This is a genomic window from Microbacterium sp. CR_7 (assembly GCF_041954755.1).
Taxonomy (GTDB): Bacteria; Actinomycetota; Actinomycetes; order Actinomycetales; family Microbacteriaceae; genus Microbacterium.
On the sequence record NZ_JAVAYF010000004.1, the window covers coordinates 502824 to 529601 of the forward strand.

Consider the following 26778-nt stretch of genomic DNA (forward strand, 5'->3'; position numbering starts at 1 on the left):
TCGGGTCTCAGCCGGCGGTCGGAGTGACCGTGATGCGCGCGACCTCCTGGAACATCTCGTCGGTGACGACGACCGTGTACGAGGCGCTCTGCGCGACGTCGAAGGTGACCTTGCCGCTGACCGAATCGCCCGCCTCGAGGTCGTCACTGCCGAGCTGGCCGTCGGCGAAGTAATCGTACGTGCCCTCTGCTCCCTCGGCGGTCTCGATCGCGAAGTAGATCGGGTTGACGTAGCTCGTGCCCTCGAGACCGGTGACGGTCACATCGAGGGAGACGAACCCGCCGTTGGTCGACGGGATGTCAGTGCCGTCGGTCGCGCTCCACGTCGCGGCTGTGATCGTGATCTCGCTGGTGCCCGAGTACTGCTCGATGGTGACGGGCTCGCCGAGCGTGCCTTCCACGACCTCGGTCGGCGTCGAGGTGTCATCCTCTGAACCGTCCGTGCTGGAGTCGCTCGACGGCGGCGAGCTCGGGAAGTCACGCACGCTCTCCGTCGCGACGGCCGCGACGAAGAAGACGAAGGCGACGACGGCGGCGATGATCGTACCGACCACCGAGAGGATCAGACCGGTGATTCCGGGCCACTTGCGCCCCTTCAGGAAGAGCGAGATGAGGGAGACGATGAAACCCGCGCCGAGCAGGACGAACCCCACGACGTTGAGCACCGGGATGAAGCCGAGGATGAATCCGAGTGCAGCCAGTCCCAGACCGATGATCCCGACGACGGAGAACGGCTTGGGTGCGGCGGGAGCGGAGGGGTAGGCGCCGGGGTACGCACCCGTCGGCGCAGCCGCCGGATACGCAGCCGCTCCCGGATAGGACGGTGCGGAGCCGGGGTACGTCGGCGCGCCGTAGCCGGGCGACTGCGGCGGCTGGGGCGATCCCGGGTAGGACGCCGCGGCTCCCGGATACGACGGCGCAGGGTTCGCGTACGGGGGCGCCTCGGTGCCGGACGCGCCGTACACCGACGTGTCCGCGCCGTTCTGTGCATTCGGCGCCGACCACGACGCTGCCGATTCGGGAGCGGAGACCTGCTCGGCGGAGGCCTGCTCGCTTGCCGCCGGTGGCTCGGTGCTCGCGGAGGAGGAGGCTGAGTCAGACGGCGTGGCGTCGTCGGACGGCGCCTGTCCGTATGCCGGCTCGGTGGACGGAGCGGGGGCGCCCGTGGACGGCTGCTCCCACGAACCGCTCTCGACGGCGGAGATCGACTCGACGGCGGCCGCCGTCTCGGCGGCAGCGGCCGATTCCGGCACGCTCGACTCGTCAGTGGAGGAGACAGCGCTCGAGGCGTCGGCGGCGGACGACGAGTCCGCGGTCTGCGAGACACCCGGATCTGCGGCATCCGTGGACGGAGCGAAGTGCTCCGTCCACTGCGTGCCGTCCCACCAGCGCTGACGTCCGGATCCGTCGTCGTACCAGCCTGCGGGCGTCGTCATGGGTCCCCCTCGAAGAATCGTCCGTGCGATCGGCACGGAGCGGATGTGCCGCTGAACACCGGCACATCATGTATAGCAGTGCGCCACGACGCGCAGGGGGCCACAGGGGTGTCGCTCGCGGGCGGAGCAATCAGCGCACTTAGGCTCGTATCGCCATGATTCGGTTCGAGAACGTCACGAAACGCTATCGCGGGACCACCAGGCCCGCTCTGTCCGGCGTCGACTTCGAGGTCCAGCGCGGGGAGTTCGTCTTCCTCGTCGGCGCCTCGGGGTCGGGGAAGTCGTCGTGTCTGCGGCTGATCCTGCGCGAGGACGTGCCCACCTCGGGTCGTGTCGCCGTGCTCGGTCGCGACCTGCGCTCGCTCGCCAACCGCAAGGTCCCCTACTTCCGCCGGCACATCGGATCGGTGTTCCAGGACTTCCGACTCCTCCCGTCGAAGACCGTCTATCAGAACGTGGCCTTCACCCTGCAGGTGACCGGGTCGTCGCGCGGCTTCATCCAGCAGGCAGTGCCGGAAGCCCTTGCCCTCGTCGGCCTCGACGGCAAGCAGAAGCGGATGCCGCACGAGCTGTCGGGCGGTGAGCAGCAGCGCGTCGCGATCGCGCGTGCGCTCGTCAACCGTCCCCAGGTGCTGCTGGCCGACGAGCCGACCGGAAACCTCGACCCCGCGACCTCCGTCGACATCATGCAGTTGCTCGCGCGCATCAACGCGGGCGGCACCACCGTGCTCATGGCGACACACGAGGCGGCCTTCGTCGACCAGATGCAGCGACGAGTCATCGAGCTCCGCGACGGAGTCATGGTGCGCGACGAGGTTCACGGCGGCTACGGCGACACCTCGCAGATCCCGCGCCTCGTGCCGGAGGAGGTGCGCGGAGCTGCTGCTGCCGCCGCCCTCACCGCTGTGCAGGAGGTGCAGCGTCAGACCGCCGACCTGTCGGTCGTGCGCGCCGCCCTCGCCGAGGAGCTCAGTGCGCAGCGCAAGGCTGCTGCCGCCGCGCCCGACGCCGTGCCCACCGCATCCGAGACGCCGGAGGCGCAGGCCGCGCCCGTCGTGCCGGCCGTCGAGGAGGCGCCGGTGGTTGCGGAAGCACCCGCCGCGCAGACCCCGCCGCGCACGCACCCCATCGTGCTCCCCGAGGTCGACGTCGCAGAACTGGGGGTCGCCGACCGCCTCGGCCTCTCGGACGACGGCGACGAGAAGGTGGGGCCGACGTCATGAGAATCGGGCTCATCCTCACCGAGGCCCTCGTCGGCCTCCGTCGCAACATCTCGATGGTCATCTCGGTCGTGCTCGTGACGTTCGTGTCGCTGACCTTCGTCGGCGCGGCCATTCTCATGCAGTCGCAGATCGGCACGATGCGCGGCTACTGGTCGGAGCGCGCTCAGGTCGCCGTGTACATGTGCTCGTCGATCTCGGAGTCGGAGACCTGCATCGACGGCGCGGCGACCGAGGACCAGGTCAACGCGGTGCGCGATCAGCTGGAGGGCGACGCGCTGTCTCCGCTCATCAGCGAGGTGGCCTTCGACAGCAAGGAGGACACCTACGCGAAGCTCGTGGCGCAGCTCGGCGAGGAGCAGGCCAGCGTCATCACCCCTGACCAGGCGTTCGAGGTGTTCTTCGTCACGATGAAGGACCCGGGGCAGTCGCAGGTGATCGCCGAGGCCTTCGGCGGGGTCGCGGGGGTGGAGCAGGTCACGGATCAGCTGCAGTACCTCGAGCCGCTGTTCTCGGCGCTGACCGTCGCGACGTACATCGCGGTCGGGATCGCGGTGCTCATGCTCATCGCCGCGATCCTGCTCATCGGCACCACGATCCGCCTCTCCGCGTACGCGAGACGCAAGGAGATCGGCATCATGCGCCTCGTCGGCGCCTCTAACCGGTTCATCCAGACGCCGTTCGTGCTGGAGGGCGTGTTCGCCGCCTTCCTCGGCTCCGTTCTCGCCAGTGCGGCCGTCGTGGCCGGCGTGCACTTCGGGGTCAACGGCTACCTGCGCGGGCGTGTGCCGTTCATCACGACGTGGATCGGGATGCAGGACGCCGCGGTCGTCGTACCCGTGCTGATCGTCATCGGCGTCGTGCTCGCCGCGCTCTCGGCGGGCTTCGCCATCCGGCGCTGGCTCCGCACCTGACCCGCATCGGTATAGACTGACAGGCTGCTCGGTGACGGATCGTGTCATCGACGTCGTCGTCACGCACAGGAGAGAATCATGCCCAGGGAACGCGGGGAGAAGGTCATCGCGACCAATCGTCGCGCACGTCACGACTACAACATCGAGAAGTCGTACGAGGCGGGGATGGTGCTCACCGGCACCGAGGTCAAGTCACTGCGTCAGGGGCGCGCGAACCTCAGTGACGGCTATGCGTTCGTGAAGGGCAACGAGGTGTTCCTCGACGCCGTGCACATCCCCGAATACTCGCAGGGGCACTGGACCAACCACTCGGCCAAGCGAATCCGCAAACTCCTGCTGCACCGCGAGGAGATCGCCAAGCTCGCGCACGCCGTCTCGGCGGGCGGCTACACACTGATTCCCCTGAAGCTCTACTTCTCCGACGGCCGCGCCAAGGTCGAGATCGCTCTCGCGAAGGGCAAGCGCGAGTACGACAAGCGGCAGACCCTGCGGGAGAGGCAGGACACGCGCGAGGCTGAGCGCGCCATGCGCCTGCGCAATCGCGTGGGCGAGTGATCAGTCAGCCGGGCTGAAGCCGAACACCCGGCCGAGGAACGCGAGTTCGCGCTCGAGAGCGTCGACGACGGTCTCCGCTGCTCGGAACCCGTGGCCCTCGGACGGATAGAGCACATACTCGTGCTCGACGCCGCGGGCCGCCAGTGCATCGCGGATCGCCTCCGACTGCGCCGGCGGAACGACCCGGTCCTCTCCGCCCTGCATGAGCAGCACGGGCACGTCGATGCGATCGGCCTGCGTGAGCGGTGAGCGCTCTTCGTAGAGGTCCTCCGCATCGGGAAGGGGACCGACGAGCCCTTCGATGTAGTGCGCCTCGAAGTCGTGGGAGTGTTCGACGAGCATCCGCAGGTCGGCGACGCCGTACCGACTGATGCCGGCGGCGAACGTGCCTCCGCGCACCAGGGCCGACAGCACGGTCCACCCGCCTGCCGAGCCGCCCTTGATCGCGATGCGGGCCGGGTCCGCCAACCCCGCGTCGACGAGCCCGCGCGCCGCGTCGATCACGTCGTCGACGTCGACGACGCCCCACGCGCCGTCCAGGCGCTCGCGGTACGCGCGCCCGTAACCGCTCGACCCGCCATAGTTGACGTCGAGCACGCCGATGCCTCGGCTGGTGTAGAACGCGACGGCCGAGGACGCGGCTCCGGTGACATGAGCGGTCGGACCGCCGTGCACGAGCACGATGTACGGAGGCTGCTCACCCTCGGGCGCGGTCGCCGAGGGGTTCGCCGGCGGGTAGGCGAAGGCGTGCACGGGGCCGTGAGCGCCCTCGACGACCAGAGCGGATGCCGTCGGCATCCACGCGGGGTCGGCCGGCGCGCCGCCGGCGACAGCCTCGACGGCGCCGGTGTCGACGTCGACGAGCCACAGGCCGGGAGCCCCGGTCGAGCTGGTGCCCGACAGGAGCACGCGCGACCCTGACGCATCATCGACGCTGACATGGCCGTCGGTCGGGACGCTCAGCGGCCGGACGCTGCCGTCGGGTGAGATCACGACGACCGCGTCTCGGCCGTTCGTGCGCACGGCCACGATCCGGCCGTCCTCCAGCACCCGGAACCAGCGGTTGCCGAGAACCCAGAGTCCGTAGCCGGTGTCGGCATCCGCCTCGGCGCCTGTCGCGGCCCTCGGAGCTGCCGGACGTCCGTCGTGATCGATGCGCACTCGGTGGAGCGCCCAGCGGCCGGACGGGTCGTCGGCGAACACGAGCTCGTCATCGTCCGCCCACTCCGGCTGCAGGGCGGCGCGGGTCGGAACGACCGTCGTGCGCGAGCCGTCGGCGATCGCGAGACGCGCCGACTGCCACGGCATCCGCGTCGCGTCCCACTCGACCCACGCGATCCGGCTACCGTCAGGCGACGGCGCAGGATGCGCGAAGAAGCCCTCGCCCTCGACGATCACCCGGACTGCGTCGGCATCGTCCGCGGCCGTTGCGTCGGTGGGGATCTCAACGATGGCACGGCGGTGCGGGTCGACGGTCAGGTCCTCGCGCACCGCGAACAGTCGCCCGTGCTGCAGGCGTAGACCGCCGTGAGCAGGTCCTGGCGGCGTGAGCGCCACGGGCTCGCCGCCCCGCGTCACCTTGCGCACGCGCTGGTCCTTCGCGTCGACGAAGTAGAGCGTTCCGTCGTGGTCGGCCGTCCAGGCGCCGCCGCCGTACTCGTGCACTCGCGAGCGCGCGCTCCACGGCGCCGGGAGCAGCTGGTCGCCGGTCGAACTCCGCACCGTCACGCGGCCGCCCTCGGCCGGGACCGACTCGCCCCACCAGACGTCGTCGCCGACGAACCGTGCGCCGTCGATGCGGGGCGATGAGGCGGCGACCGACGCGGGGGTGAAGGGAGACGGCCAGGAGCCGAACGGTGCGGGCATGCCTCGAGCCTAGGCCGCGCCGATGTTCCGGCGGGGCTTGAGCGGATGCTGTCAGACGGCGCGCAGGACGGCGACGACCTTGCCGAGCACCACGGCCTCGTCGCCGAGGATGGGCTCGAACGCCGAGTTGCGCGGCAGCAGCCAGGTGTGACCGTCGCGGCGGCGCAGCACCTTGACGGTCGCCTCGCCGTCGAGCATCGCCGCGACGATCTCGCCGTTCTCCGCGCTGTTCTGCGACCGGACGACGACCCAGTCGCCGTCGCAGATGGCGGCATCGATCATGGACTCGCCGGAGACCTTGAGCATGAACAGGTCGCCCTTGCCCACGAGCTGGCGGGGGAGCGGGAAGATCTCCTCGACCTGCTGGTCGGCTGTGATCGGTACGCCCGCGGCGATCCGGCCGACGAGGGGGACGAGTGCGGCGTCGCCGACCGGGGTCGCGACATCGGCGGGGTTCTCGGCGCCGGTGCCCGGCAGGTCGATGAGCACCTCCATGGCGCGCGTCTTGCCGGGATCTCGCCGCAGGTATCCGCTCAGCTCGAGCTGTCCGAGCTGGTGGGTCACGCTGGAGAGCGACTTGAGCCCGACGGCGTCGCCGATCTCGCGCATGCTCGGCGGGTAGCCGTAGCGGCTGATCGACGTCTGGATGACCTCGAGGATCGCCATCTGCTTGGGGCTGAGGCTCTTCCTCCGCCGAGTGCGCGGCGCCTCGGATTCGGGGGCGGAGATCTCGCTCATGGTGCTCCTCAGGTGTGCGGTATCGCGGTCCGGATTCGAATGTCGGTGGTCCGTGATGGGGTGTGCGTATCGAAACCGTATCCGAGAATCGGCCCGATCTGGAAGATCTGTTCGAGCGTGTCGGTCGATTCGGGGATCGGGTTTCGAAGAACTCTTGACAGATGTTCGAATTCGAAGATACCTTCGGAACGTAGCTTCGCATTCATGGCTCCCGGCCGAGTCGCGGATGCGAACGCTACGCCAACTTCATCGCCGGCGCAGACGCGCAGCGGTAGAGCAGAGGAGCACCAGATGAGCACCATCACCTTCAGCAGCGCAGCGGTCCTTCCGGCACGTCCGGCTACGCGCCTCCGGCTGACGGCGCGCGGTCGCCGCTTCCTGCTCGCTCTCGCCGCCGTCCCGCTCGCCGGGGGCATCGGCTTCGCGGCTCTGAGCGGGGGCACGGCCCTCGCCTCGAACGAGAGCGTCGCGACGGCATCGTTCGAGACCGTCACGGTCATGCCGGGCGACACCCTGTGGTCGATCGCCGAGAGCGTCGCGCCCGGCGCCGACCCGCGGGAGGTCATCGGCGACATCACCCGCCTGAACGTCCTCCAGGGCGGCGCGTTGCAGATCGGGCAGGAGATCGCGATCCCCGCGCAGTACTCCGAGTGATGTCACTCGGCAGCCCGCAGTCGCAGCGCGGCCTACCATGGGAAGGGTGACTGCATCACTCGCCGACCTGCCGCTTCGTGACGATCTTCGAGGCCTCACGCCCTACGGTGCTCCTCAGGCTCCACTTCCCATCGCGCTGAACGTGAACGAGAACACGCATCCGGTTCCGGATGCGGTGGCGAGCGACATCCTCGACGACATCGCCGTGGCGCTTCGCGACGTCAACCGCTATCCCGACCGCGAGTTCACCACCCTCCGCGAGGGTTTCGCGGAGTATCTCGGTCACGGCCTCGCGGCGGAGCAGATCTGGGCCGGCAACGGCTCCAACGAGGTTCTGCAGCACATCCTGCAGGCGTTCGGCGGGCCGGGGCGCACCGCTTTCAGCTTCGCGCCCACGTACTCGATGTACCCGCTCATCGCGAAGGGCACGGGCGCGACGTGGGTCGCCGGCACGCGCCAGTCCGACTACTCGCTCACTCCCGACGATGCCGCCGTGCAGGTCGAGGAGGCCGATCCCGATGTCATCCTCCTGTGCGCACCCAACAATCCCACCGGCACACCGCTGTCGCTCGATGTGATCGAGGCGGTATACGAGGCCAGCCGCGGGATCGTGGTCGTGGATGAGGCGTATCAGGAGTTCGCTCCGCACGACGCGCCATCGGCGTTGACCCTGCTCGGCGGGCGACCCCGCCTCGCCGTCTCCCGCACCATGAGCAAGGCCTTCGCCTTCGCCGGCGCGCGCGTCGGCTACCTCGCCGCCGATCCCGCGTTCATCGACGCCCTGCGACTCGTGCGGCTGCCCTACCACCTGAGCGCGCTCACGCAGGCCGCCGCCATCGCCGCGCTTCGCAACTCCGACGTGATGCTCGGCATGGTCGAGGAGATCGTCGAGCAGCGGAACCGCATCTCGGCGACGCTCGAGGCTCTCGGCTACACGCCGCACGAATCGTGGTCCAACTTCGTCCTCTTCGGCGGTGTGTCCGATCCGGCCTCCGTCTGGCAGCAGCTCTACGACCGCGGTGTGCTGATCCGTGACGTGGGCATCCCCGGTCACCTCCGCGTGACCGCAGGCACGGAGGCCGAGACGACCGCGTTCCTCGACGCGCTGGCCTCGATAGGATCGGCTTCATGAGCAGCACCGCCCTGACCCCGCGCACCGCGACGCGTGTGCGCAGCACCTCGGAGTCCACCGTCGAGCTCGAGCTGAACCTCGACGGCACCGGTGCGAGCCGGATCGACACGTCGGTGCCCTTCTTCGACCACATGCTGACGGCATTCGCGAAGCACTCGCTGACCGACCTCACCGTCCGCGCATCCGGCGACACGGACATCGACGCGCACCACACCGTCGAGGACATCTCGATCGTGCTCGGGCAGGCGATCCGCGAGGCGCTCGGCGACAAGTCCGGCATCTCGCGCTACGGCGACGCCCTGGTCCCGCTCGACGAGGCGCTCGCGCAGGCCGTCGTCGACATCTCCGGGCGTCCGTACCTCGTTCACACGGGCGAGCCGGCGGGTTTCGAGCACCACCTGATCGGCGGCCACTTCACCGGCTCGCTCGTCCGACACACGTTCGAGGCGATCTCGTTCAACGCCGGCCTGACGGTGCACGTGCGGGTCCTGGGCGGGCGCGACCCGCACCACATCGCCGAGGCCGAGTACAAGGCGTTCGCCAGGGCGTTCCGTGAGGCGAAGGCGCTCGACCCGCTCGTCGACGGCATCCCCTCGACCAAGGGCGCGCTGTGAGCGGCGCACCCCGCGTCGCGGTCTTCGACTACGAGTCCGGCAACGTGCACTCGGCCGTCAAAGCGCTGGTCGCGGCGGGGGCTGACGCCGTGCTCACCCGTGACCGCACCGAGGCGCTCGAGGCCGACGGCCTGCTCGTCCCCGGCGTCGGCGCCTTCCAGGCGGTGCGCGATGCGCTCCACGCGCACGGAGGCGACGAGATCATCGATCGCCGACTCGCGGGCGGGCGCCCGGTGCTCGGGATCTGCGTCGGCATGCAGGTGCTCTTCTCCCACGGCGTGGAGCGTGGTCACGACGCCGAGGGACTCGGCGAGTGGCCGGGTGCCGTCACCGAGCTCAACGCCCCGGTGTTACCCCACATGGGGTGGAACACGGTGGAGCCGGGCAGCGACAGCGTCCTGTTCCGGGGCATCGAAGACGAGCGGTTCTACTTCGTGCACTCCTACGCGGCGCAGTCGTGGGAGCTCGACGTGATCCCGCCGTTCCCGCAGCCCGTGCTCACCTGGTCGACGTACGGCGAGCCGTTCCTCGCGGCCGTCGAGAACGGTCCGCTGTCCGCGACGCAGTTCCACCCCGAGAAGTCGGGGGAGGCGGGCATCCAGCTGCTGCGCAACTGGGTGAACAGCCTGCGCGACTGATCAGAAGCCGCGTGCCACCGCGGCGGCAGCTGACAGCCACGCACGCTGCGTCGGCGCGGCCAGAGCCCGTAGACGCAGGTGGCCGTCGACCATCTCGCGGTCGAACGGGATCTGCACGACATCGCGGGCGAGCGGCTGGTACCCGGCGACGACCTCGGCGACGTCGGCCGATGACGCCTTGGGGTCTGCCTGGCTGACCACGACCACGGACTCGCGCGCCAGTCGCGCGGAGCGCTCGTCCCGGTCCTCGAGGGCCTCGAGCAGCAGGGCGCCGGCTTCCGCGTGGTCGTCGCGGGTGGTGGTGGCGACGACGATCTGGTCAGCGAGCTCGATCATCCGCAACCACATCGGGTCGGACTCGTCGTTGCCGGAGTCGATGATGATGAGGCGATAGAACTTCGCGGCCACGGCGTGGATCGCATCCACGTCGTCGGGACTCAGCCGATTCTCGTGTGCGAGGCGGATCGGCTTAGAGCGCAGCACGTCGTACTTCTCCTGCGGCTGGTGGTGCACGAAGTGAGCGAGATCCGCCGACTGGCCCTGCGCGCCGAGGAGCCGCTGCGTCTGCGGGAGCAGTTCGAGCAGCGTCCTGTCGTGCGCGCCGGTCTCGGTGCGCCAGCCGAGCGTTCCGCGGGTCTGGTTGTTGTCCCAGGCCAGCACACCCGCGCCGCCGTACTGCGCGAACACCGCGGACAGGAGGACGGTGGCCGGGGTCTTGCCCGCCCCGCCCTTGCCGTTCACGACCGCGACCGTGCGAGGGCCGGGCCAATGCCGGCTCACGGCGTGCTCATCCTCGCGCACCGCTCGCTCCTGGGCGTTTGGGGCGAGGGAGAAGCCGAGGCGGTTGAGCACGCCCCGGCCTCCGTGGCGGGCGGGCTCCTCGCGCGGATCCTGCTGCAGGAAGGAACGTCGCTCGATACCCTGCTCGCGCTGCAGGCGGCGAGACGACGCGACGGCATCGGCGGCGGGGCCGGTACCGGCAGGTCCCGGCGCACCCTGAGGAGTGGGCGGGATCGACGGGGGCGAGACGGGCGCGGACGGCGCTCCGGCGCCCGGCACGGCGGGGGTCGATGCCCCAGGGGCGACCGGCGGCACCGGCTGCGCGGTGGGTGCGGCCGGAGCGGGACGCGTCGGAACCGGGGCCGTCGCCGGCACGGACGTCGGGGCAGGCGGCGCCGTCGGAGCGGGAGGCATCGTCGGGACGGAGGAGACGATAGGTTGGCCCACGGGTGAGGTCGGCTGAGCGGGTGCGGTCGGCTGCGCCGGGGCGGGCAGCGGGGCCGGTGCGGTCGGCTGAGCGGCTGAGGTCTGCTGAGCGGGTGGAGTCATCGGCGCTCCAGGCACGGAAGGCACCGCGGCCGGAGCAGCGGGCGCCGGGGATGCGGGCGCCGGGGATGCGGCCGGCTCGGGGCGCGCGGGGGCGGCGGGCGATCCTCCGGATGCGGCGGCCGCGGCCTCGGCGCGAGTCGATGGCGCCGGTGCCGTTCGCGGGTCGCCAACGGGCTGGTCGCCGGTCTCGGGCCGCGGTCGAAGCGCGCTGGCCGGAACGGTCGGCCAGTCGTCGTCATCCTGCGGCGTGAGAGGCACGCGCTCGACGATCTCGGGCGCCGATGGCGGGGGAGTGTTGCCCCGCCGCAGGGGGCCTCCGCCGTATGCTTCCCCGTCGCGCGCCATGAACCATCTCCTCATCGACCGAATAGACGTGGTATCGAGGCTACCGCGTGCAGAGCGTCCGTCTCCGTCACGTCATTTGGAGCCGACTCCCGCGGAGGCTAATGTCGTTTCTCGTGCCGGTGATCAGGCGCATCCATCTCACCTGAGGACGTCATGAACGACTTCGCGCAGTCTCCCTCTCTCACCCTGCTCCCCGCGGTCGATGTGGCCGGCGGAAAGGCCGTCCGGCTCACCCAGGGGGAGGCCGGCACCGAGACCAGCTACGGCGACCCGCTCGACGCCGCCGGGGAGTGGGTGTCGCAGGGCGCGAAGTGGATCCACCTGGTCGACCTCGACGCGGCCTTCGGACGAGGCAGCAACGCCCCGATCCTGCGCAAGGTCATCAAGCAGTACCGCAACGTGAACGTGGAGCTGTCCGGCGGCATCCGGGATGACGCGACGCTCGAGGCGGCTCTCGAGAGCGGCGCGACGCGCATCAACCTCGGCACCGCGGCATTGGAGAACCCCGAATGGGCGGCCGACGTCATCGGCCGCTACGGCGAGGCCATCGCCGTGGGGCTCGACGTGCGCGGCACGACGCTCGCCGCGCGCGGGTGGACGAAGGAGGGCGGCGACCTCTGGGAGGTGCTCGAGCGCCTCGAGGATGCCGGGTGCAGCCGCTACGTCGTCACCGACGTCACCAAGGACGGGACGCTCAAGGGTCCGAACCTCGAACTGCTCCGCGAGGTGACGTCGCGCACCCCGAAGCCCGTCGTGGCTTCGGGTGGCATCTCCAACCTCGACGACATCATCGCCCTGCGCGACCTCGTGCCGCTCGGCGTCGAGGGTGCGATCGTCGGGAAGGCGCTCTACGCCGGCGCGTTCACGCTGGCCGAGGCTCTGGATGTCGCAGGGGACTGATGACCACGGCCATCACCACGGCGACTCTGCAGGGGTGCCGTGGGAAGGTCGCAGCTTCGAGTCGAACCCGCACTCCGGCGACGACGGATCCGCCGACCCCGCACTGCTCGCAGCCCTGACGCGCTTCCGGAAGGGGGAGGGATCGCAGGCCGAGGTCGTCGACGCGTTCCGTTCGGCCCGTGTGCTGATACCCCTCATCGCCGAGAAGGGCGAGGAGGGCGTGGCGCCCAGCGGTCTCGCCGTCGACAAGACGCAGGAGCTGTCGATCGTGACGGTCGCCGCACCCGACGGCCGCCGCGTGCAGCCGGTGTTCTCGTCGGTTCAGACGATGCAGCAGTGGGATGCCGCGGCGCGGCCGATCCCGGTCGAAGCCGTGCGCGTGGCTCTGTCGGCATCAGCCGAGGACACGGACCTCATCGTGCTCGATCCGACCGCCGACACCGAGTTCGTCATCCGGCGGCCCGCCGTCTGGTCGATCGCGCAGGGGCTTGCGTGGGAGCCCAGCTTCCTGTCGCCGGAGGTCTTCCGTGCCCTCCAGGAGAGCGTCGCGCACGAGCTCGCCGTGATCGACGTGTCGGTGGCGGCCGGTGATCCGGAGGCACGGCTCCGCGGCCCCGAGCTCGTCGTCGTGCTGGAGTTGGTTGACGGACTCGAGCGCGAGGTTCTGGATGCCGTGCTCGCCCGCCTCGCACAGCGCTGGGCCGCCGACGACCGCATCGCCGTGCTCGCCGACTCCCTCACGGTCAAGCTCCGTCGCTCCGCCTAGCCTCCTGCCTGATCAACAGGCGGCGAGGGCGCAGGGAACATCCCAGCGACCGTCCCCCGCAGACCTAGGTGACCGGGCCGGTCCACTTCTCGCCGGGACCCTTGCCGATCGGGTCGGGGATAGTCGAGGCCTCGCGGAATGCGAGCTGAAGGGAGCGGAGTCCGTCGCGCAGGGAGCGGGCGTGCATGTCGCTGATCTCCGGTGCGCCGGCGGTGATGAGGCCGGCGAGGGAGTTGATGAGCTTGCGTGCCTCGTCGAGGTCGAGCTGCTCGGCCGCATCCGGGTCGTCGGCGAGGCCGAGCTTCACGGCGGCGGCGCTCATGAGGTGCACGGCGGCGGTGGTGATGACCTCCACGGCGGGCACATCGGCGATGTCGCGGGTGGCTGACGATGCGGCCTCCTCCTGCCGTGCCCAGCGCTCCTCGCGCTCGCGTGCGGAATCGTCCGATACCTGGTTCGTCACTTCGCCTTGCTCTCTGTTAGACTATGTCGGGCTCCGGAGCGTCATGCTCCGGCACGAAAGAGGATTCACTTCCCACCCGCGCTTGCCGTTCCAGGCTACCGGGTCTTGCGCTCCGCCGGATCGCGTCGTCAGATGCGACCGGTAGACAGGGTGCGAAGCCGGCGTCTGACTGCCGGCGGGTGGGGGACGATTCCGATTTCGCTCGGGATGCAGACAGCATCCCGATGGCCGAATCCCATCGTCTAAGGAGTTCCGCATCAGCGATCCCCGCACCAATGAGCGCATCCGCGTCCCCGAGGTCCGCCTCGTCGGCCCCGCGGGTGAGCAGATCGGCGTCGTCCGCATCGAGGCGGCGCTGCGCCTTGCGCAGGAAGCCGACCTCGACCTCGTCGAGGTGGCCCCCAACTCGAAGCCCCCCGTGGTCAAGATCATGGACTACGGCAAGTTCAAGTACGAAGCCGCCCAGAAGGAGAAGGAAGCTCGCCGCAACCAGGCGAACACCGTTCTCAAAGAGGTCCGCTTCCGTCTGAAGATCGAGGCGCACGACTACACGACGAAGCTCAAGCGCGCCGAGGGCTTCCTCAAGGCCGGAGACAAGGTCAAGGCCATGATCCTTTTCCGCGGTCGTGAGCAGTCGCGTCCCGAGCAGGGTGTGCGTCTGCTGCGCAAGTTCGCCGAGGACGTCGCCGAGCTCGGCACCGTCGAGTCAAACCCGACGATCGACGGTCGCAACATGGTGATGATCGTGGCTCCGCTGAAGAGCAAGTCCGAAGCGAAGCAGGAGCAGAACGCCGTCCGCGATGCGAAGAAGCAGGCAGCGCGCGACGCCAAGCACGAGGCCGATGCTCCGGCCGAGGCCGCGGCGGAGTGACGACCGCCCCCACCGACTCCCGCACCGCGGGTTGACCCCGTCGCCTGAGAAGGCGCCATACGAAGGAAGAGAAGATGCCGAAGCAGAAGACCCACTCGGGTGCTAAGAAGCGCTTCAAGATCACCGGCAGCGGCAAGCTGAAGAAGCAGCAGGCGAACATGCGCCACAACCTCGAGCACAAGTCGAGCCGTCGCACCCGTCGCCTGAACCAGGACCAGGTGCTCTCGAAGGCCGACTTCAAGGTCGCCAAGAAGCTTCTCGGCCGCTGACGCGCCGAACGCACGAATAGGAACACACGAAAATGGCAAGAGTCAAGCGGGCAGTAAACGCCCACAAGAAGCGCCGCGTCATCCTCGAGCGCGCGTCCGGCTACCGCGGTCAGCGTTCGCGCCTGTACCGGAAGGCCAAGGAGCAGGTCATCCACTCCCTGGTCTACTCGTACCGGGACCGTCGCAAGCGCAAGGGTGACTTCCGTCGCCTCTGGATCCAGCGCATCAACGCCGCTGCACGCCAGAACGGCATCACGTACAACCGCTTCATCCAGGGCCTCGGCCTCGCGGGCGTGACGGTCGACCGTCGCATGCTCGCCGACCTCGCGGTCAACGACGCGGCGACGTTCACCACGCTCGTCGAGACGGCCAAGAAGGCTCTGCCTTCCGACGTCAACGCGCCGAAGTCGGCTGCGTAAGCAGCTCGTCAGCACAGAGGACGCCTTCCTTCGGGAAGGCGTCCTCTGTCGTTCGCCCGCTGTTCTCCACGGATCCGCGTCCGCTGTTCCCTAGACTGAGATCGTGCTGGAGAACCCCCGGTCCCCCCGAGTCCGTGCCGTCGCGAAGCTGACCAAGCGCAGTGCGCGCGCGGAGACGGGCCTGTTCCTGTCGGAGGGGCCGCAGGCGGTCCGCGAGGCGCTCACCTACAGCCCCGAGGCCATCGTCGAACTCTTCGCGACCCCGACCGGGTGGGACAAGCATCCCGACATCCGGGCCAAGGCGTCGGATGCCGATGTCACGGTCGAGCTGGTCACGGAATACGTGCTCAACGCCATGGCCGACACCGTGACGCCGCAGGGACTCGTCGCCGTCGTGCGGCAGACGCCGACCTCGGCGCGCGACATCTTCGACGGGTCTCCGCGGCTCGTGGCGATCTGCGAGGAGATCCGCGACCCGGGCAATCTGGGAACGATCATCCGGGCGGCGGACGCGGCCGGCGCGGATGCCGTCGTGCTCACCGGCCGCACCGTCGATCCGTACAACCCGAAGGTCGTGCGCGCCACCACGGGATCGCTCTTCCACCTTCCGGTCGCCGTGGGCGCCGAGCTCGACGACGTGGTCGTGCGGGCACACGCCGCGGGACTCACGATCCTCGCCGCCGACGTCAAGGGCGACGACCTGCTGCAGGCGCGCGCTGACGGCGTGCTCGCAGAGCCGACGGGATGGCTGTTCGGGAACGAGGCCCGGGGACTCGACGACGACGCGCTCGACAGGGCTGACCGGGTGCTCAAGCTGCCCATCTTCGGCCGAGCCGAATCCTTGAATCTCGCGACCGCGGCGAGCGTGTGCCTGTACGAGAGCGCCTTCGCGCAGCGCGCCGGCGCGTCGGCCTGACCCCTCCCCGCCTCTCCCGCCGAGTCCGCGACGAGGACCCGACTGGTAGGGTTTGTCCCTGCGCGTGGGCGGAGAAGGGGACCGGGGTCGATGCGGATTCTGATCGTGGAGGACGACGAGCGTGTCGCCGCCGCACTCGACGCATTTCTCGCCCGATCCGGCTACGCCACGGTCCGCGCGGCCGACGGGGCCGCGGCGCTCGACCTCCTCGGCGCAGACACCGAGGTCGTCCTCCTGGATCTCGGCCTCCCCGACGTCGACGGCATCGATCTGTGCCGCCGCATCCGCGGGCGCTCCGAGGTGCCCATCGTGATCGTGACGGCCCGCAACCAGGTCACCGAGCGCATCAAGGGGCTTCGGGCCGGCGCCGACGACTTCGTGGTCAAGCCCTACGACGTGCACGAGCTGCTCGCCCGCATCGAGGCGGTCACGAGGCGGTCCCGCCCGGTGCGGCCGGAGTCGGAGGGCGTCGTCGATCTCGACGGAGGCACCGTGCGCATCGACTTCGTCGCTCGGCAGGTCGTCGTGGACCGAGAGCCCATCGAGCTGACGCGCAAGGAGTTCGACATCGTCGCGGTGCTCGCGCGGTACCCCGGCGTCGCCGTGCCGAAGGAGAGGCTGATCCGCGAGGTGTGGAACACCGACTGGCGGGGCTTCGGCCACTCGCTGGAGGTGCACGTGGGAGCGATCCGCCGCAAGGCCGGGCAGCGTCGGCTGATCGAGACCGTGCGCGGTGTCGGCTACCGGCTGGCGGGCTGAGGGATGCGCAGGCGCCTCGTCGTCGTGTTCCTCGTCCCGCTGATCGCGATCCTCGTGTCGCTCGGCGGCGTCACGGCGTGGAGCGCGACGCGCAGCATCCAGCAGACCTTCTACACCGAGCAGCTCGGCGACCTCGCGTACTTCGTGACCAGTGCGAGGCAGTCACTGAGGTCGGGGAGCGCCACCGTGATCGACGCGGAGGTGCGCCGGTTCCACGAGGTGTACGACATCGATGTGCGGGTCTTCGATCTGGCCGGAACGGCCTGGGCGGCCGGTGACCGCGAGGACGACGTCCTCTCCGACGAGGAGGCGGCGCGCGTGGGCCTCGCGCTGTCCGGCCGGCGGGCGGAGGCTCCGGCGCCGGTTTTCCCCTGGAGCGTCGCGGAGTCCTCGCTGGTCGAGCCGGTCTTCGACGACGGAGACGTCATCGGTGCGGTCATGGTGTCTGCCGACACCGCGGCTCCGCGGGCTGAGATCGTGCAGCAGGTCATCGTGCTCTCGCTCGTGTCCGTGGTCACGGTCGGCCTCGGCATCCTGCTGGTGATGCAGCTCGCGCGCTGGGTGCTCTCGCCGGTGCGGCGACTCGACGAGGCGATGATCGCGATCGAGCGCGGGGAGATGGATGCGCGTGTCGCGGAGGACACAGGTCCGCCGGAGCTGCGACGGATGACGCGGGTGTTCAACGGCATGGCCGATGAGATCGAGCGGGTGATGACGAGGCAGCAGGAGTTCGCGCTGAACGCGTCGCACGAGCTGCGGAATCCCCTCAACGCGCTGCTTCTCCGCGTCGAGCACCTGTCGACGGGACTCGGCGACGACTGGCGCGACGATGTCGAGGAGACGCGCGAGGAAGGAAGACGCATGGTCCGCATCCTCGAGACGCTGCTGAGTCTCGCCAGGGGCGGCCGCGGCGACACCACCGTCTCGGCGGTCGACCTGACCGCGCTGGCAGGGCGACGCGCGGAGGCCTGGCAGGAGGTCGCCGCTCAGCGGGGCATCTCGGTCATGGCGCCGGAAGGCGAGCCCGTCATGACCGTGACCGACCGCACGATCGTGGAGAGCGCGCTGGATGCCGTGATCGACAACGCTGTGAAGTACTCGACCCCGGATTCGGTCGTGGAGGTCACGGCGCAGCGAGACGTCGATGCGTGCCGGCTCACCGTGCGCGACCAGGGACCGGGTCTCACCGACGAGCAGGCGGCGGCGGCCACCGACCGCTTCTGGCGCAGCGATGACCGGGGGGACACCCCCGGTTCAGGTCTCGGCCTCGCGATCGCGACGGATCTGCTCGAATCCCTGGGGGCCGAGCTGCTCGTCGAGTCGCCGGACGGCGGCGGACTGCTCGTCACCCTCGTGCTGCCGGACGGAGTGCACGCATGACGCGGGGCGTGTCGGGTCGGCGCATCGTCGCCGGCGTGCTCGCCGTGCTGGTCGCCGGCTCGATGAGCGCGTGCTCATCGCGATCCGCGGAGTGGCGCGACACCGACTACGAGATCGCGGGAGGCGGGGCGAACGGCGTCTACTTCGCCTACGGCGAGGGGCTCGCCGCCGAGCTCGGGAGCGGCCTCGACGTGCGCATAACCGCCGTGCAGACCGCCGGTTCGGTCGACAACCTGCTCCGCGTCAGCTCCGGGGATGCCCTGCTCGGCTTCGCGCAGGGGGACGCCGCGGCGGATGCGGTGGAGGGGGACGGCGCGTTCCACGACCCGCTCTCCGTGCAGGCCGTCGCCCGCCTCTACGACGAGTACCTGCACGTCGTGGTGCGCGCTGACTCGGACATCGACGGACTCGACGATCTTGCGGGTCGCGTCGTGTCGCTCGGCGCCCAGAACTCGGGGGTCAACGTCATCGCATCGCGCGTGCTGGATGCCGCGGGCGTCGACCCCGCGTCGATCAGCGACCCGGAGCTCGGACTCGCCGCGTCGATCGACGCGCTGCAGAGCGGGGGGATCGACGGCTTCTTCTGGGTCGGCGGCGTCCCCACTCCCGGCATCGCCGAACTCGCGCAGACGACCCCGGTGCGGCTTCTGCCGATCGAGCAGAGCTGGGTGAACCGGGTCAATGAGCGCTACTCGTACGCCTACCGCCCCTCAGACCTGCCGGTCGGCCTCTACGGGCTCGAGCGGTCCGAGCCGACGCTCGCGGTGCCGAACTACCTCGTGACCTCGAGCGACACCCCTGCGGGGGTGGTGCACGACGTCCTGCGCGGTCTCTTCGACGGACGCACACGCCTTGCGCACGACGTGCCCGTCGCCGCCCTCCTCGACCGCACGCAGGCCATCTTCACCGGTCCCGTCCCGCTGCACCCCGGGGCGATCGAGTATTTCCGCGAGCAGCGCGACTGATATTCCGATCGCCGATCTCAAGAAATCCTCAAGAAGTTCTCGTCGCCGTATTCTGCTCTGCCAATCTGGGGTCGATCGCGCATGATTCGACGGAGAACTCCTATGCCGCAGTCCCGACGCCCTGCCCGCAGGCGAGGTCTTCGGCATCCCGTCGCCTCAGCGCTCGATCGCATCGGATCGGAGGCTTGCTGCCTCGAGCTCCTTGGGGGAGGAGCACGGCAGCAGGGACGCCCCCACGGTTCGCGGGGGCGGACCGGGGGGCACTCCGCCGCCGAGGCGGAACCGCCGCGATCAGGGGATTACGAACGTGTAAATCTCCCCGAGTCCGCCTGGAGCCGCGTCACACACGTGGTTAGTTTGGAGAAATGATGACCTCTGATAAGCCCCTCGTCGTGGTCGACGACGTGCAGAAGCACTACGGCGACTTCCAGGCGCTCACGGATATCAACCTCACGGTGAACGCCGGCGAGGTCGTGGTCGTGATCGGACCTTCGGGTTCCGGCAAGTCCACCCTGTGCCGCACGATCAACCGCCTCGAGACCATCACGAGCGGGACGATCAGCATCGACGGCAAGGCCCTGCCCGCCGAGGGCAAGGGGCTCGCGAACCTCCGTGCCGACGTGGGCATGGTGTTCCAGTCGTTCAACCTCTTCGCTCACCTGACGATCCTCGAGAACGTGACGCTCGGCCCGATCAAGGTCCGTGGCATGAAGAAGGCGGATGCCGAGAAGGAGGCCATGGCCCTGCTCGAGCGGGTGGGTGTCGCGCAGCAGGCGTCCAAGCTCCCCGCTCAGCTCTCCGGCGGACAGCAGCAGCGCGTCGCGATCGCGCGCGCCCTGGCCATGCATCCCAAGGTCATGCTCTTCGACGAGCCCACCAGCGCGCTCGACCCCGAGATGATCAACGAGGTGCTCGACGTCATGGTCGAGCTCGCTCAGGAGGGCATGACGATGATCGTCGTGACCCACGAGATGGGCTTCGCGCGCAAGGCCGCCGACCGCGTCGTCTTCATGGCCGACGGTCAGATCGTCGAAGAGGCGAAGCCGGAGGAGTTCTTCACGAACCCGAAGAGCGATCGGGCGAAGGACTTCCTCTCGAAGCTCCTCACGCACTGACCCGGCCCCCGCACCTTTCACAGACCCTGCACACACAGCACACGAAGGAGACGCACATGCGACGCACACGGACACTGGCAGGACTCGGTATCGCAGCCGCTGCACTGCTCGCCCTGACCGCTTGCAACAGCGGCAGCCCCTCGAACCCCGGCGGAGGCACCGGCGGCGACGAGGGCGGAGAGGACTCGACCTGGTTCGAGGTGGCGACGGACGTCGACCTCGAGGGCAGCCCGACGTTCGACGCCATCAAGGAGCGCGACAAGGTCGTCATCGGCGTCAAGGAGGACCAGCCCGGTCTCGGCTACCTCGACGTCACGACCAACGAGCGCACCGGATTCGACGTGGACATCGCCCGCTGGATCGCCGCGTCGCTCGGCTACGACGAGGACAAGATCGAGTTCAAGCCGATCGCCTCGGCGAACCGCGAGCAGGCGATCACGAACGGTGACATCGACTACTACGTCGGCACCTACTCGATCACCGACAAGCGCAAGGAGCAGATCGCCTTCGCCGGTCCGTACTTCATCACCGGACAGGGCCTGCTCGTCGCCGCCGACAACGACGACATCAAGAGCGAAGCGGACCTGAACGCCGACACCACGGTGTGCTCGGCGACCGGTTCCACGCCGATCCAGAACATCCGCACGAACTACCCGGAGGTTCCGACCAAGGAGTTCGACCTGTACTCCGCGTGCGTCGAGGCTCTGCTCTCGGGCGAGGTCCAGGCTGTCACGACCGACCAGGCGATCCTGATCGGCTACGCGGCGCAGGACCCCGACAACCTCAAGGTCGTCGGCGAGCCGTTCACGGAGGAGCGCTACGGCGTGGGCCTCGCGAAGGACGACGCCGCGCTGCAGGAGTTCATCAACACGATGTTCACCGACGGTGGCGACATCTGGCAGGCGATCTTCGACAAGAACCTCGGCTCCTCGGGCATCGAGGTCACCCAGCCGGCCGTCGACTGATCGACTGAACGACCCGAGGGGGCGGCCCGACGTGGCCGCCCCCTCCTCAGAACCCAGAAGGGGAGGACGGCGTGGACGTCATCTTCGGAAACACCGACCTGTGGGGGAGGGCGCTGGGCAACACCCTGCTGATCTTCTTCGGCGGCGGTGTCCTCGCTCTCGTCCTCGGTATCATCGTGGGCGCCATGCGGGTCTCGCCCGTTCCGATCGCGCGCGGCGTCGGCACGGTCTACGTGAACCTCATCCGCAACACCCCGCTGACGCTCGTCTTCTTCTTCTTCGTCTTCGGCTACCCCCAGCTGGGACTGCCGAAGCTCAGCACCACCATCCTCGGCATCCTGGCGATCGGCATCTACACCGCGACCTACGTCGCGGAGGTGCTGCGTGCCGGCATCAACACCGTCCCCGTCGGGCAGGCAGAGGCCGCCAGGGCGATCGGCCTGCCGTTCGGGCAGGTCATGTCCCTGGTCGTCCTCCCGCAGGCCTTCCGGTCGGTCGTTCCGCCCATGATGAGCGTGTTCATCGCCCTGCTCAAGAACACCACGGTCGCCGCGGGCTTCTCGGTTCTCGAGCTGGGAGCGATCCGCTCCTACCTCAGCGAGCGCGGTGAGAACGCGCTCGTCGTCCTCCTGTGGGTCGCGGCGATCTTCGTCGCCCTCGTCCTGCTGCTCAGCTGGCTCCAGCGGTATCTCGAGAACAAGTGGAGGATCGCGCGATGACTTCCGTCCTGTACGACGTCCCCGGTCCCAAGGCGATCCTCCGGAACCGCCTCCTCGGGGTGGCGACCGTCGTCGTCATCCTCGCCCTGCTCGGCTTCATCGTCTGGCGCTTCGCCGTCAGCGGGCAGTTCGACGCATCGCGCTGGTATGTCTTCACCTTCAGCGCCGTGTGGACGCAGATCTTGGGCGCCCTGGGGCGCACCCTCGCGGCGTTCGCCCTCGCAGGTGTGCTGAGCCTCGTCGTCGGATTCGTCCTCGCGATCGGTCGTCTGTCGGATCACGCGTGGATCCGCGTGCCCGTGACCGTCGTCACCGAGGTCTTCCGCGCGGTTCCCGTGCTCGTGCTGATGATGCTGCTCTACTACGGTCTGCCGACGGTCGGCGTGAAGATGGAACCCTACTGGGCCGTCGTGATCGCGCTCATGGTCTACAACGGCTCCGTGCTCGCCGAGGTCATCCGTGCGGGCGTCGAGTCGCTGCCCCGCGGCCAGAAGGAGGCCGGCTACGCGATCGGTCTTCGCAAGAGCGGCGTCATGCGCCTCATCCTCCTGCCGCAGGCAATCCGTGCCATGCTGCCGGTGATCGTCGCCCAGCTCGTCGTGACTCTCAAGGACACCGCGCTCGGGTTCATCATCACGTACCCCGAGCTGCTGTACTTCGCGAAGCAGCTGACGTCACAGCAGGGACGCCCCGTGCTGCAGTCCGCGTTCGTGATCGGCGGCATCTACATCGTCATGTGCCTCATCCTGTCGGGCATCGCTCGCTGGCTGGAGATCCGCACCCGGCGGTCGCCCAAGCTGCGCGGAGGCGTAGGAGCGCCCGGCGGCCCGAACGAAGGACCGGACCCTCGTCAGCACGAGGGCGGCACGAACACCGAGCTGATCGCGATGCAACGCGGGGCAGGCAAGTTCGACGGCACGAGTACCGGCGCAGGCGGCGTCTGAGCGCATCGCCGCCCGCCGGTAGACTCGACTCTCGTGTCTGAGTCTCTCGAAATCACCCCGGAAGCGGTCGAAGCCGCCGTCGCGGCGGCGCTCGACGCCATCGCCGCGGCAGCCGACACCGCCGAGCTGAAAGCCGCTCGCGCGGCGCACGTCGCGGAGGGATCGCCGCTGGCCGTCCTGAACGCCTCGATGCGCCAGGTCGCACCGGAGAACAAGGCCGCGTTCGGCAAGCTCGTCGGCCAGGGACGAGGACGGGTCACGCAGGCTCTCGCGGCCAAGGAGTCCGAGCTCGCCGCCGCCGAGGTCGCGGCCCGGCTCGAGTCCGAGCGCGTCGACATCACCGCGGTCTCTTCGCGGTCGCGCGTCGGCGCCCGGCATCCGCTCACCCTGCTCAGCGAGCAGATCTCCGACATCTTCGTAGGCATGGGGTGGGAGATCGCCGAGGGCCCGGAACTCGAGCACGAGTGGTTCAACTTCGACGCGCTGAACTTCGACGTCGATCACCCCGCACGCCAGGAGCAGGACACGTTCTACGTCGACCCCACTTCGCGTCACCTCGTCATGCGCACCCACACGAGTCCGGTGCAGGTTCGCTCGATGCTCGACCGCGATGTGCCGATCTACGTGCTCTGCCCCGGCCGCGTCTACCGCACCGACGAGTTCGACGCGACTCACCTGCCGGTGTTCACGCAGTTCGAGGGCCTCGTGATCGACAAGGGCATCTCGATGGCCCACCTGAAGGGCACGCTCGACCACGTCGCGCGCCAGCTCTTCGGCCCGGAGGCGAAGACCCGCTTCCGCACGAACTTCTTCCCGTTCACCGAGCCCTCTGCCGAGCTCGACCTGTGGCACCCGACCTTCAAGGGCGGCGCGCGCTGGATCGAGTGGGGCGGATGCGGGATGGTGAATCCGAACGTGCTGCGCGCGGCGGGGATCGACCCCGACGTGTACAGCGGCTTCGCGTTCGGGATGGGCGTCGAGCGGGCACTCATGTTCCGCAGCGACGTGCAGGACATGCGCGACATGGCCGAGGGCGATGTCCGTTTCAGCGAGCAGTACGGGATGGTGGTGTGATGCGCGTCCCGCTCTCGTGGCTGCGTGAATACGTCGATGTCGCAGCCGATGCGACGCCTGAGGACGTCCTCGCGGCGATGGTCTCCGTCGGGTTCGAGGAGGAGGACGTCCACCGTTTCGACCTGCAGGGTCCGATCGTCGTCGGCCAGGTGCTGTCGCTCGAGCCGGAACCCCAGTCGAACGGCAAGACGATCAACTGGTGCCAGGTCGACGTCGGCGAGGAGAACGGCGGCGTCCGCGGCATCGTCTGCGGCGCGCACAACTTCGTCGTCGGCGACAAGGTCGTGGTGACGCTTCCCGGAGCCGTGCTGCCCGGGCCGTTCCCCATCGCGGCGCGCAAGACCTACGGGCATGTGTCCGACGGCATGATCGCCTCGGCGCGCGAACTCGGCCTGGGCGACGAGCACAACGGCATCCTCGTGCTGTCGGATCTCGGCATCGATGCCCCCGTCGGCGCCGATGCGATCGCGCTGCTCGGACTCGACGACGTCGCGGTCGACGTGAACGTCACACCCGATCGCGGCTACGCGTTCTCGGTGCGCGGCATCGCCCGCGAGTACTCGCACGCGACGGGCGCGGAGTTCCGCGACCCCGCCGAGCGGGACTTCACCGAGCTACAGCCGGGAACCGGCCACACCGCCATCGTCGACGACGCTGCGCCCATCCGGGGCCGGGTCGGGGCGAGCGAGTTCGTCACGCGGGTCGTGCGCGACGTCGACCCTTCGCGTCCCACGCCCCCGTGGATGATCGCTCGCCTGTCGCTCGCCGGCATGCGGTCGCTGGGCGTGCTGATCGACATCACCAACTACGTGATGCTCGAGCTCGGCCAGCCCCTGCACGGCTACGACCTCGACACGCTTCAGGGCGGCATCACTGTTCGCCGAGCCACGCCCGGCGAGAAGATGACCACCCTCGACGGACAGGAGCGGAAGCTCCACGTCGAGGACCTGCTGATCACGGACGAGTCCGGTCCCATCGGCCTCGCCGGCGTGATGGGCGGCGGCACCACCGAGATGAGCGACACGACGCGCAACGTGCTCATCGAGGCGGCCACCTTCGACCCGATCACGATCGCGCGGACGGCCCGCCGGCACAAGCTGCCGAGCGAGGCGTCCAAGCGCTTCGAGCGCGGCGTCGACCCGCTCGTGCCGTTCGTCGCGGCCCGCCGCGCCGCCGACCTCATGGTCGAGCTGGCCGGAGGAACGCTGACGGAGGAGGGCGGCGCGCTCTTCGCCGAGATCTTCGTCGCCGAGATCGAGCTGCCCGCCGGTTTCGTGCAGGGGCTCATCGGCGTGGACTACACGGATGCCGAGATCACCAATGCTCTGACGATGATCGGCGCCGACGTCGCTCCCTTGGCGGGTTCGAACGCCGAGGGAGCCGGCTGGACCGTCATCCCGCCGACCTGGCGTCCTGACATCACCGACAAGTGGTCGCTGGCCGAGGAGGTCGCGCGCATCCACGGGCTCGGCCGCATCCCGTCGGTGCTGCCCACCCCGCCCTCGGGTCGGGGTCTGACCGCTCACCAGCAGGGGCGCCGTCGCGTCGCGAACGCTCTCGCCGCAGCCGGTCTGGTCGAGACGCCGTCGTTCCCGTTCACGACGGAAGCGCAGAACGATCTGCACGGGTCGGCATCGGGGGAGCCCCTGCCCAGCATCCGGCTGGCGAATCCGCTCGACGGGTCGGCGCCGTACCTGCGTCGCTCGCTCGTCCCCGGGCTGCTGCAGACCGCGCACCGCAACATCTCGCGCGGCCTGACCGATCTCGCGCTGTTCGAGACCGGTGTCGTCTTCCTTCCGGAGCCCGGCGTCACGTACGGTACCGACGAGGTGCCGCCGCTGGGTGAGCGTCCCTCGGACGAGACCCTCGCGCAGCTGAACGCGTCGATCCCGCCGCAGCACCGCCATGTCGCCGTGCTGCTCACCGGCAACACCGCGGCGCGCCAGCCCGGCCGTGCAGCAGAGCCCTCCGGCCTGTCGGAAGCGCTGGATGCCGTGCGCGTCATCGGCGAAGCGGCGGGTGTGACGATCGACGTGGCGCAGTCGCAGCGTGCGGCACTGCACCCGGGTCGCGCAGGCGTGCTCACCGTCGGCGGCACCGAGGTCGGGTACGTGGGCGAGCTCCACCCCGACGTCGCCTCCGCTGCGGATCTGCCGGGTCGCGCGACCGTGGTCGAACTCGACCTCGACGGCATCCTGTCCCTCGCCGGCGGGAAGTCGGTGGCGCCGTCGCTGTCGACGTTCCCCGCGGCGACGCAGGACGTCTCGCTCGTCGTGCCCGCCGAGGTGCCCGCGGGTGATGTCCGCGCGGCCCTCGTCGAAGGCGCGGGCGAGCTGCTCGAGTCCGTGCGCCTCGTCGACGACTACCGCGGCGACGGACTCGCCGCGGGAACGAAGAGCCTCACGTTCGCGCTGCGCTTCCGCGCCGACGACCGCACGCTCACGGCTGCGGAGGCCACCGAGGCGAAGCTCGCGGGCGTGGCCGTGGCCACCAAGCGCTTCGGGGCGGCGATCCGCGACTGAACCGGCGGACGCCTGCTGCATACCGATATGGGATGCAGCAGGCGTATCCTCGAGTCATGAGCACTCAGATCGCCGTCCGCCTCCCCGACACGACCGTGTCGGAGCTGGATGCGCTCGTCGCCGCGGGAGCAGCGGCGAGCCGCACCGCCCTTGTGACCGTCGCGATCCAGCGGGAGCTGCGGCGTAGAGCCGCGGAGAATGACGCAGAGATCCTGACCCGACGGGGAGCGGCGGACGATCTCGACGGCCTGGTGGACTGGACGGTCGGCAGGTTCGAGATCGAGCGCTGAC

The 26778-nt window shown here is 69.4% G+C and carries 28 protein-coding genes; 23 read left to right on the top strand and 5 right to left on the bottom strand.

The window, feature by feature from the left end; all coding sequences use genetic code 11:
• Positions 1-7: 7 nt before the first annotated feature.
• Complete coding sequence (locus tag RAC81_RS11620; protein WP_375082486.1) at positions 8-1435, bottom strand: DUF2510 domain-containing protein; 1428 nt, start codon at positions 1433-1435, stop codon at positions 8-10.
• Positions 1436-1590: 155 nt separating this feature from the next.
• Between RAC81_RS11620 and ftsE the strand changes: the two genes are divergently transcribed.
• The 3 genes from ftsE to smpB all read left to right on the top strand — a co-directional run bounded on the left by ftsE (position 1591) and on the right by smpB (position 4124).
• A complete protein-coding gene (ftsE, locus tag RAC81_RS11625; RefSeq protein ID WP_375082487.1) occupies positions 1591-2658 on the top strand; it encodes a cell division ATP-binding protein FtsE in 1068 nt (355 codons plus the stop codon).
• Complete coding sequence (gene ftsX / locus RAC81_RS11630) at positions 2655-3569, top strand: permease-like cell division protein FtsX (RefSeq protein WP_375082488.1); 915 nt, start codon at positions 2655-2657, stop codon at positions 3567-3569. The genes ftsE and ftsX overlap by 4 nt, the downstream gene beginning before the upstream one ends.
• Before the next feature lie 78 nt (positions 3570-3647).
• Positions 3648-4124 carry an SsrA-binding protein SmpB gene (gene smpB / locus RAC81_RS11635; RefSeq protein WP_050722832.1) on the top strand — a complete coding sequence of 159 codons (477 nt, stop codon included), beginning with the start codon at positions 3648-3650 and terminating at the stop codon, positions 4122-4124.
• Here the strand turns inward: smpB and RAC81_RS11640 are convergent, their stop codons facing one another.
• Positions 4125-5990, bottom strand: coding sequence for a S9 family peptidase (locus tag RAC81_RS11640; RefSeq protein WP_375082489.1), 1866 nt, complete (start codon positions 5988-5990; stop codon positions 4125-4127). It lies immediately after the preceding gene.
• A gap of 51 nt (positions 5991-6041) precedes the next feature.
• On the bottom strand, positions 6042-6728 hold the full coding sequence (lexA, locus tag RAC81_RS11645) for a transcriptional repressor LexA (RefSeq protein WP_096713658.1): 687 nt from the start codon (positions 6726-6728) through the stop codon (positions 6042-6044).
• 291 nt (positions 6729-7019) lie between these two features.
• Between lexA and RAC81_RS11650 the strand changes: the two genes are divergently transcribed.
• From RAC81_RS11650 to hisH, 4 genes are read left to right on the top strand one after another with little or no spacing between them, the layout of a single operon-like run.
• Positions 7020-7382, top strand: coding sequence for a LysM peptidoglycan-binding domain-containing protein (locus RAC81_RS11650; RefSeq protein WP_375082490.1), 363 nt, complete (start codon positions 7020-7022; stop codon positions 7380-7382).
• 37 nt (positions 7383-7419) lie between these two features.
• Complete coding sequence (locus RAC81_RS11655) at positions 7420-8514, top strand: histidinol-phosphate transaminase (RefSeq protein ID WP_375082491.1); 1095 nt, start codon at positions 7420-7422, stop codon at positions 8512-8514.
• Entirely contained in the window at positions 8511-9128 is a 618-nt protein-coding gene (gene hisB / locus RAC81_RS11660) for an imidazoleglycerol-phosphate dehydratase HisB (protein WP_375082492.1), read from the top strand. Before RAC81_RS11655 ends, hisB begins: the two co-directional genes overlap by 4 nt.
• Positions 9125-9766 (top strand): imidazole glycerol phosphate synthase subunit HisH, encoded by a 642-nt coding sequence (gene hisH, locus RAC81_RS11665; protein WP_375082493.1) that lies wholly within the window; start codon positions 9125-9127, stop codon positions 9764-9766. The genes hisB and hisH overlap by 4 nt, the downstream gene beginning before the upstream one ends.
• Here the strand turns inward: hisH and RAC81_RS11670 are convergent, their stop codons facing one another.
• Positions 9767-11095, bottom strand: coding sequence for an AAA family ATPase (locus RAC81_RS11670; RefSeq protein ID WP_375082494.1), 1329 nt, complete (start codon positions 11093-11095; stop codon positions 9767-9769).
• 498 nt (positions 11096-11593) lie between these two features.
• Between RAC81_RS11670 and priA the strand changes: the two genes are divergently transcribed.
• Both priA and RAC81_RS11680 read left to right on the top strand, forming a co-directional pair.
• Entirely contained in the window at positions 11594-12340 is a 747-nt protein-coding gene (gene priA / locus RAC81_RS11675) for a bifunctional 1-(5-phosphoribosyl)-5-((5-phosphoribosylamino)methylideneamino)imidazole-4-carboxamide isomerase/phosphoribosylanthranilate isomerase PriA (RefSeq protein WP_341933974.1), read from the top strand.
• Entirely contained in the window at positions 12324-13106 is a 783-nt protein-coding gene (locus RAC81_RS11680; RefSeq protein ID WP_375082495.1) for an SseB family protein, read from the top strand. The genes priA and RAC81_RS11680 overlap by 17 nt, the downstream gene beginning before the upstream one ends.
• 64 nt (positions 13107-13170) lie before the next feature.
• On the opposite strand, the gene RAC81_RS11685 is transcribed toward RAC81_RS11680, so the two are convergent.
• Positions 13171-13569 (bottom strand): DUF1844 domain-containing protein, encoded by a 399-nt coding sequence (locus tag RAC81_RS11685; RefSeq protein ID WP_375082496.1) that lies wholly within the window; start codon positions 13567-13569, stop codon positions 13171-13173.
• Between the two features lie 232 nt (positions 13570-13801).
• Here RAC81_RS11685 and infC point away from each other — a divergent pair, with 232 nt between their 5' ends.
• The 14 genes from infC to RAC81_RS11755 all read left to right on the top strand — a co-directional run bounded on the left by infC (position 13802) and on the right by RAC81_RS11755 (position 26777).
• Positions 13802-14440: a translation initiation factor IF-3 gene (gene infC / locus RAC81_RS11690; protein ID WP_096713647.1), complete on the top strand. Its 639-nt coding sequence runs from the start codon at positions 13802-13804 to the stop codon at positions 14438-14440.
• Between the two features lie 74 nt (positions 14441-14514).
• Complete coding sequence (rpmI, locus tag RAC81_RS11695) at positions 14515-14709, top strand: 50S ribosomal protein L35 (protein ID WP_067357502.1); 195 nt, start codon at positions 14515-14517, stop codon at positions 14707-14709.
• 32 nt (positions 14710-14741) lie between these two features.
• Positions 14742-15128: a 50S ribosomal protein L20 gene (gene rplT, locus RAC81_RS11700; protein WP_045252681.1), complete on the top strand. Its 387-nt coding sequence runs from the start codon at positions 14742-14744 to the stop codon at positions 15126-15128.
• A 103-nt stretch (positions 15129-15231) separates the two neighbouring features.
• Positions 15232-16044 carry a TrmH family RNA methyltransferase gene (locus tag RAC81_RS11705; protein WP_375082497.1) on the top strand — a complete coding sequence of 271 codons (813 nt, stop codon included), beginning with the start codon at positions 15232-15234 and terminating at the stop codon, positions 16042-16044.
• Positions 16045-16134: 90 nt separating this feature from the next.
• Positions 16135-16803: a response regulator transcription factor gene (locus RAC81_RS11710; protein ID WP_375082498.1), complete on the top strand. Its 669-nt coding sequence runs from the start codon at positions 16135-16137 to the stop codon at positions 16801-16803.
• Positions 16804-16806: 3 nt separating this feature from the next.
• Positions 16807-18183, top strand: coding sequence for an ATP-binding protein (locus RAC81_RS11715; protein ID WP_375082499.1), 1377 nt, complete (start codon positions 16807-16809; stop codon positions 18181-18183).
• Positions 18180-19148 carry a TAXI family TRAP transporter solute-binding subunit gene (locus tag RAC81_RS11720; protein ID WP_375082500.1) on the top strand — a complete coding sequence of 323 codons (969 nt, stop codon included), beginning with the start codon at positions 18180-18182 and terminating at the stop codon, positions 19146-19148. The genes RAC81_RS11715 and RAC81_RS11720 overlap by 4 nt, the downstream gene beginning before the upstream one ends.
• Positions 19149-19513: 365 nt before the next feature.
• Entirely contained in the window at positions 19514-20263 is a 750-nt protein-coding gene (locus tag RAC81_RS11725; RefSeq protein ID WP_374209321.1) for an amino acid ABC transporter ATP-binding protein, read from the top strand.
• 56 nt (positions 20264-20319) lie between these two features.
• Complete coding sequence (locus RAC81_RS11730; protein WP_251587537.1) at positions 20320-21228, top strand: glutamate ABC transporter substrate-binding protein; 909 nt, start codon at positions 20320-20322, stop codon at positions 21226-21228.
• A 71-nt stretch (positions 21229-21299) separates the two neighbouring features.
• Positions 21300-21947, top strand: a complete 648-nt coding sequence (locus tag RAC81_RS11735) for an amino acid ABC transporter permease (protein ID WP_096713640.1) — start codon at positions 21300-21302, stop codon at positions 21945-21947.
• Complete coding sequence (locus RAC81_RS11740; RefSeq protein ID WP_375082501.1) at positions 21944-22891, top strand: amino acid ABC transporter permease; 948 nt, start codon at positions 21944-21946, stop codon at positions 22889-22891. The genes RAC81_RS11735 and RAC81_RS11740 overlap by 4 nt, the downstream gene beginning before the upstream one ends.
• A 33-nt stretch (positions 22892-22924) precedes the next feature.
• Complete coding sequence (gene pheS / locus RAC81_RS11745) at positions 22925-23965, top strand: phenylalanine--tRNA ligase subunit alpha (protein ID WP_375082502.1); 1041 nt, start codon at positions 22925-22927, stop codon at positions 23963-23965.
• Positions 23965-26487, top strand: a complete 2523-nt coding sequence (gene pheT, locus RAC81_RS11750) for a phenylalanine--tRNA ligase subunit beta (protein WP_375082503.1) — start codon at positions 23965-23967, stop codon at positions 26485-26487. The genes pheS and pheT overlap by 1 nt, the downstream gene beginning before the upstream one ends.
• A gap of 56 nt (positions 26488-26543) precedes the next feature.
• Positions 26544-26777 carry a hypothetical protein gene (locus RAC81_RS11755; RefSeq protein ID WP_375082504.1) on the top strand — a complete coding sequence of 78 codons (234 nt, stop codon included), beginning with the start codon at positions 26544-26546 and terminating at the stop codon, positions 26775-26777.
• Position 26778 lies beyond the last annotated feature (1 nt).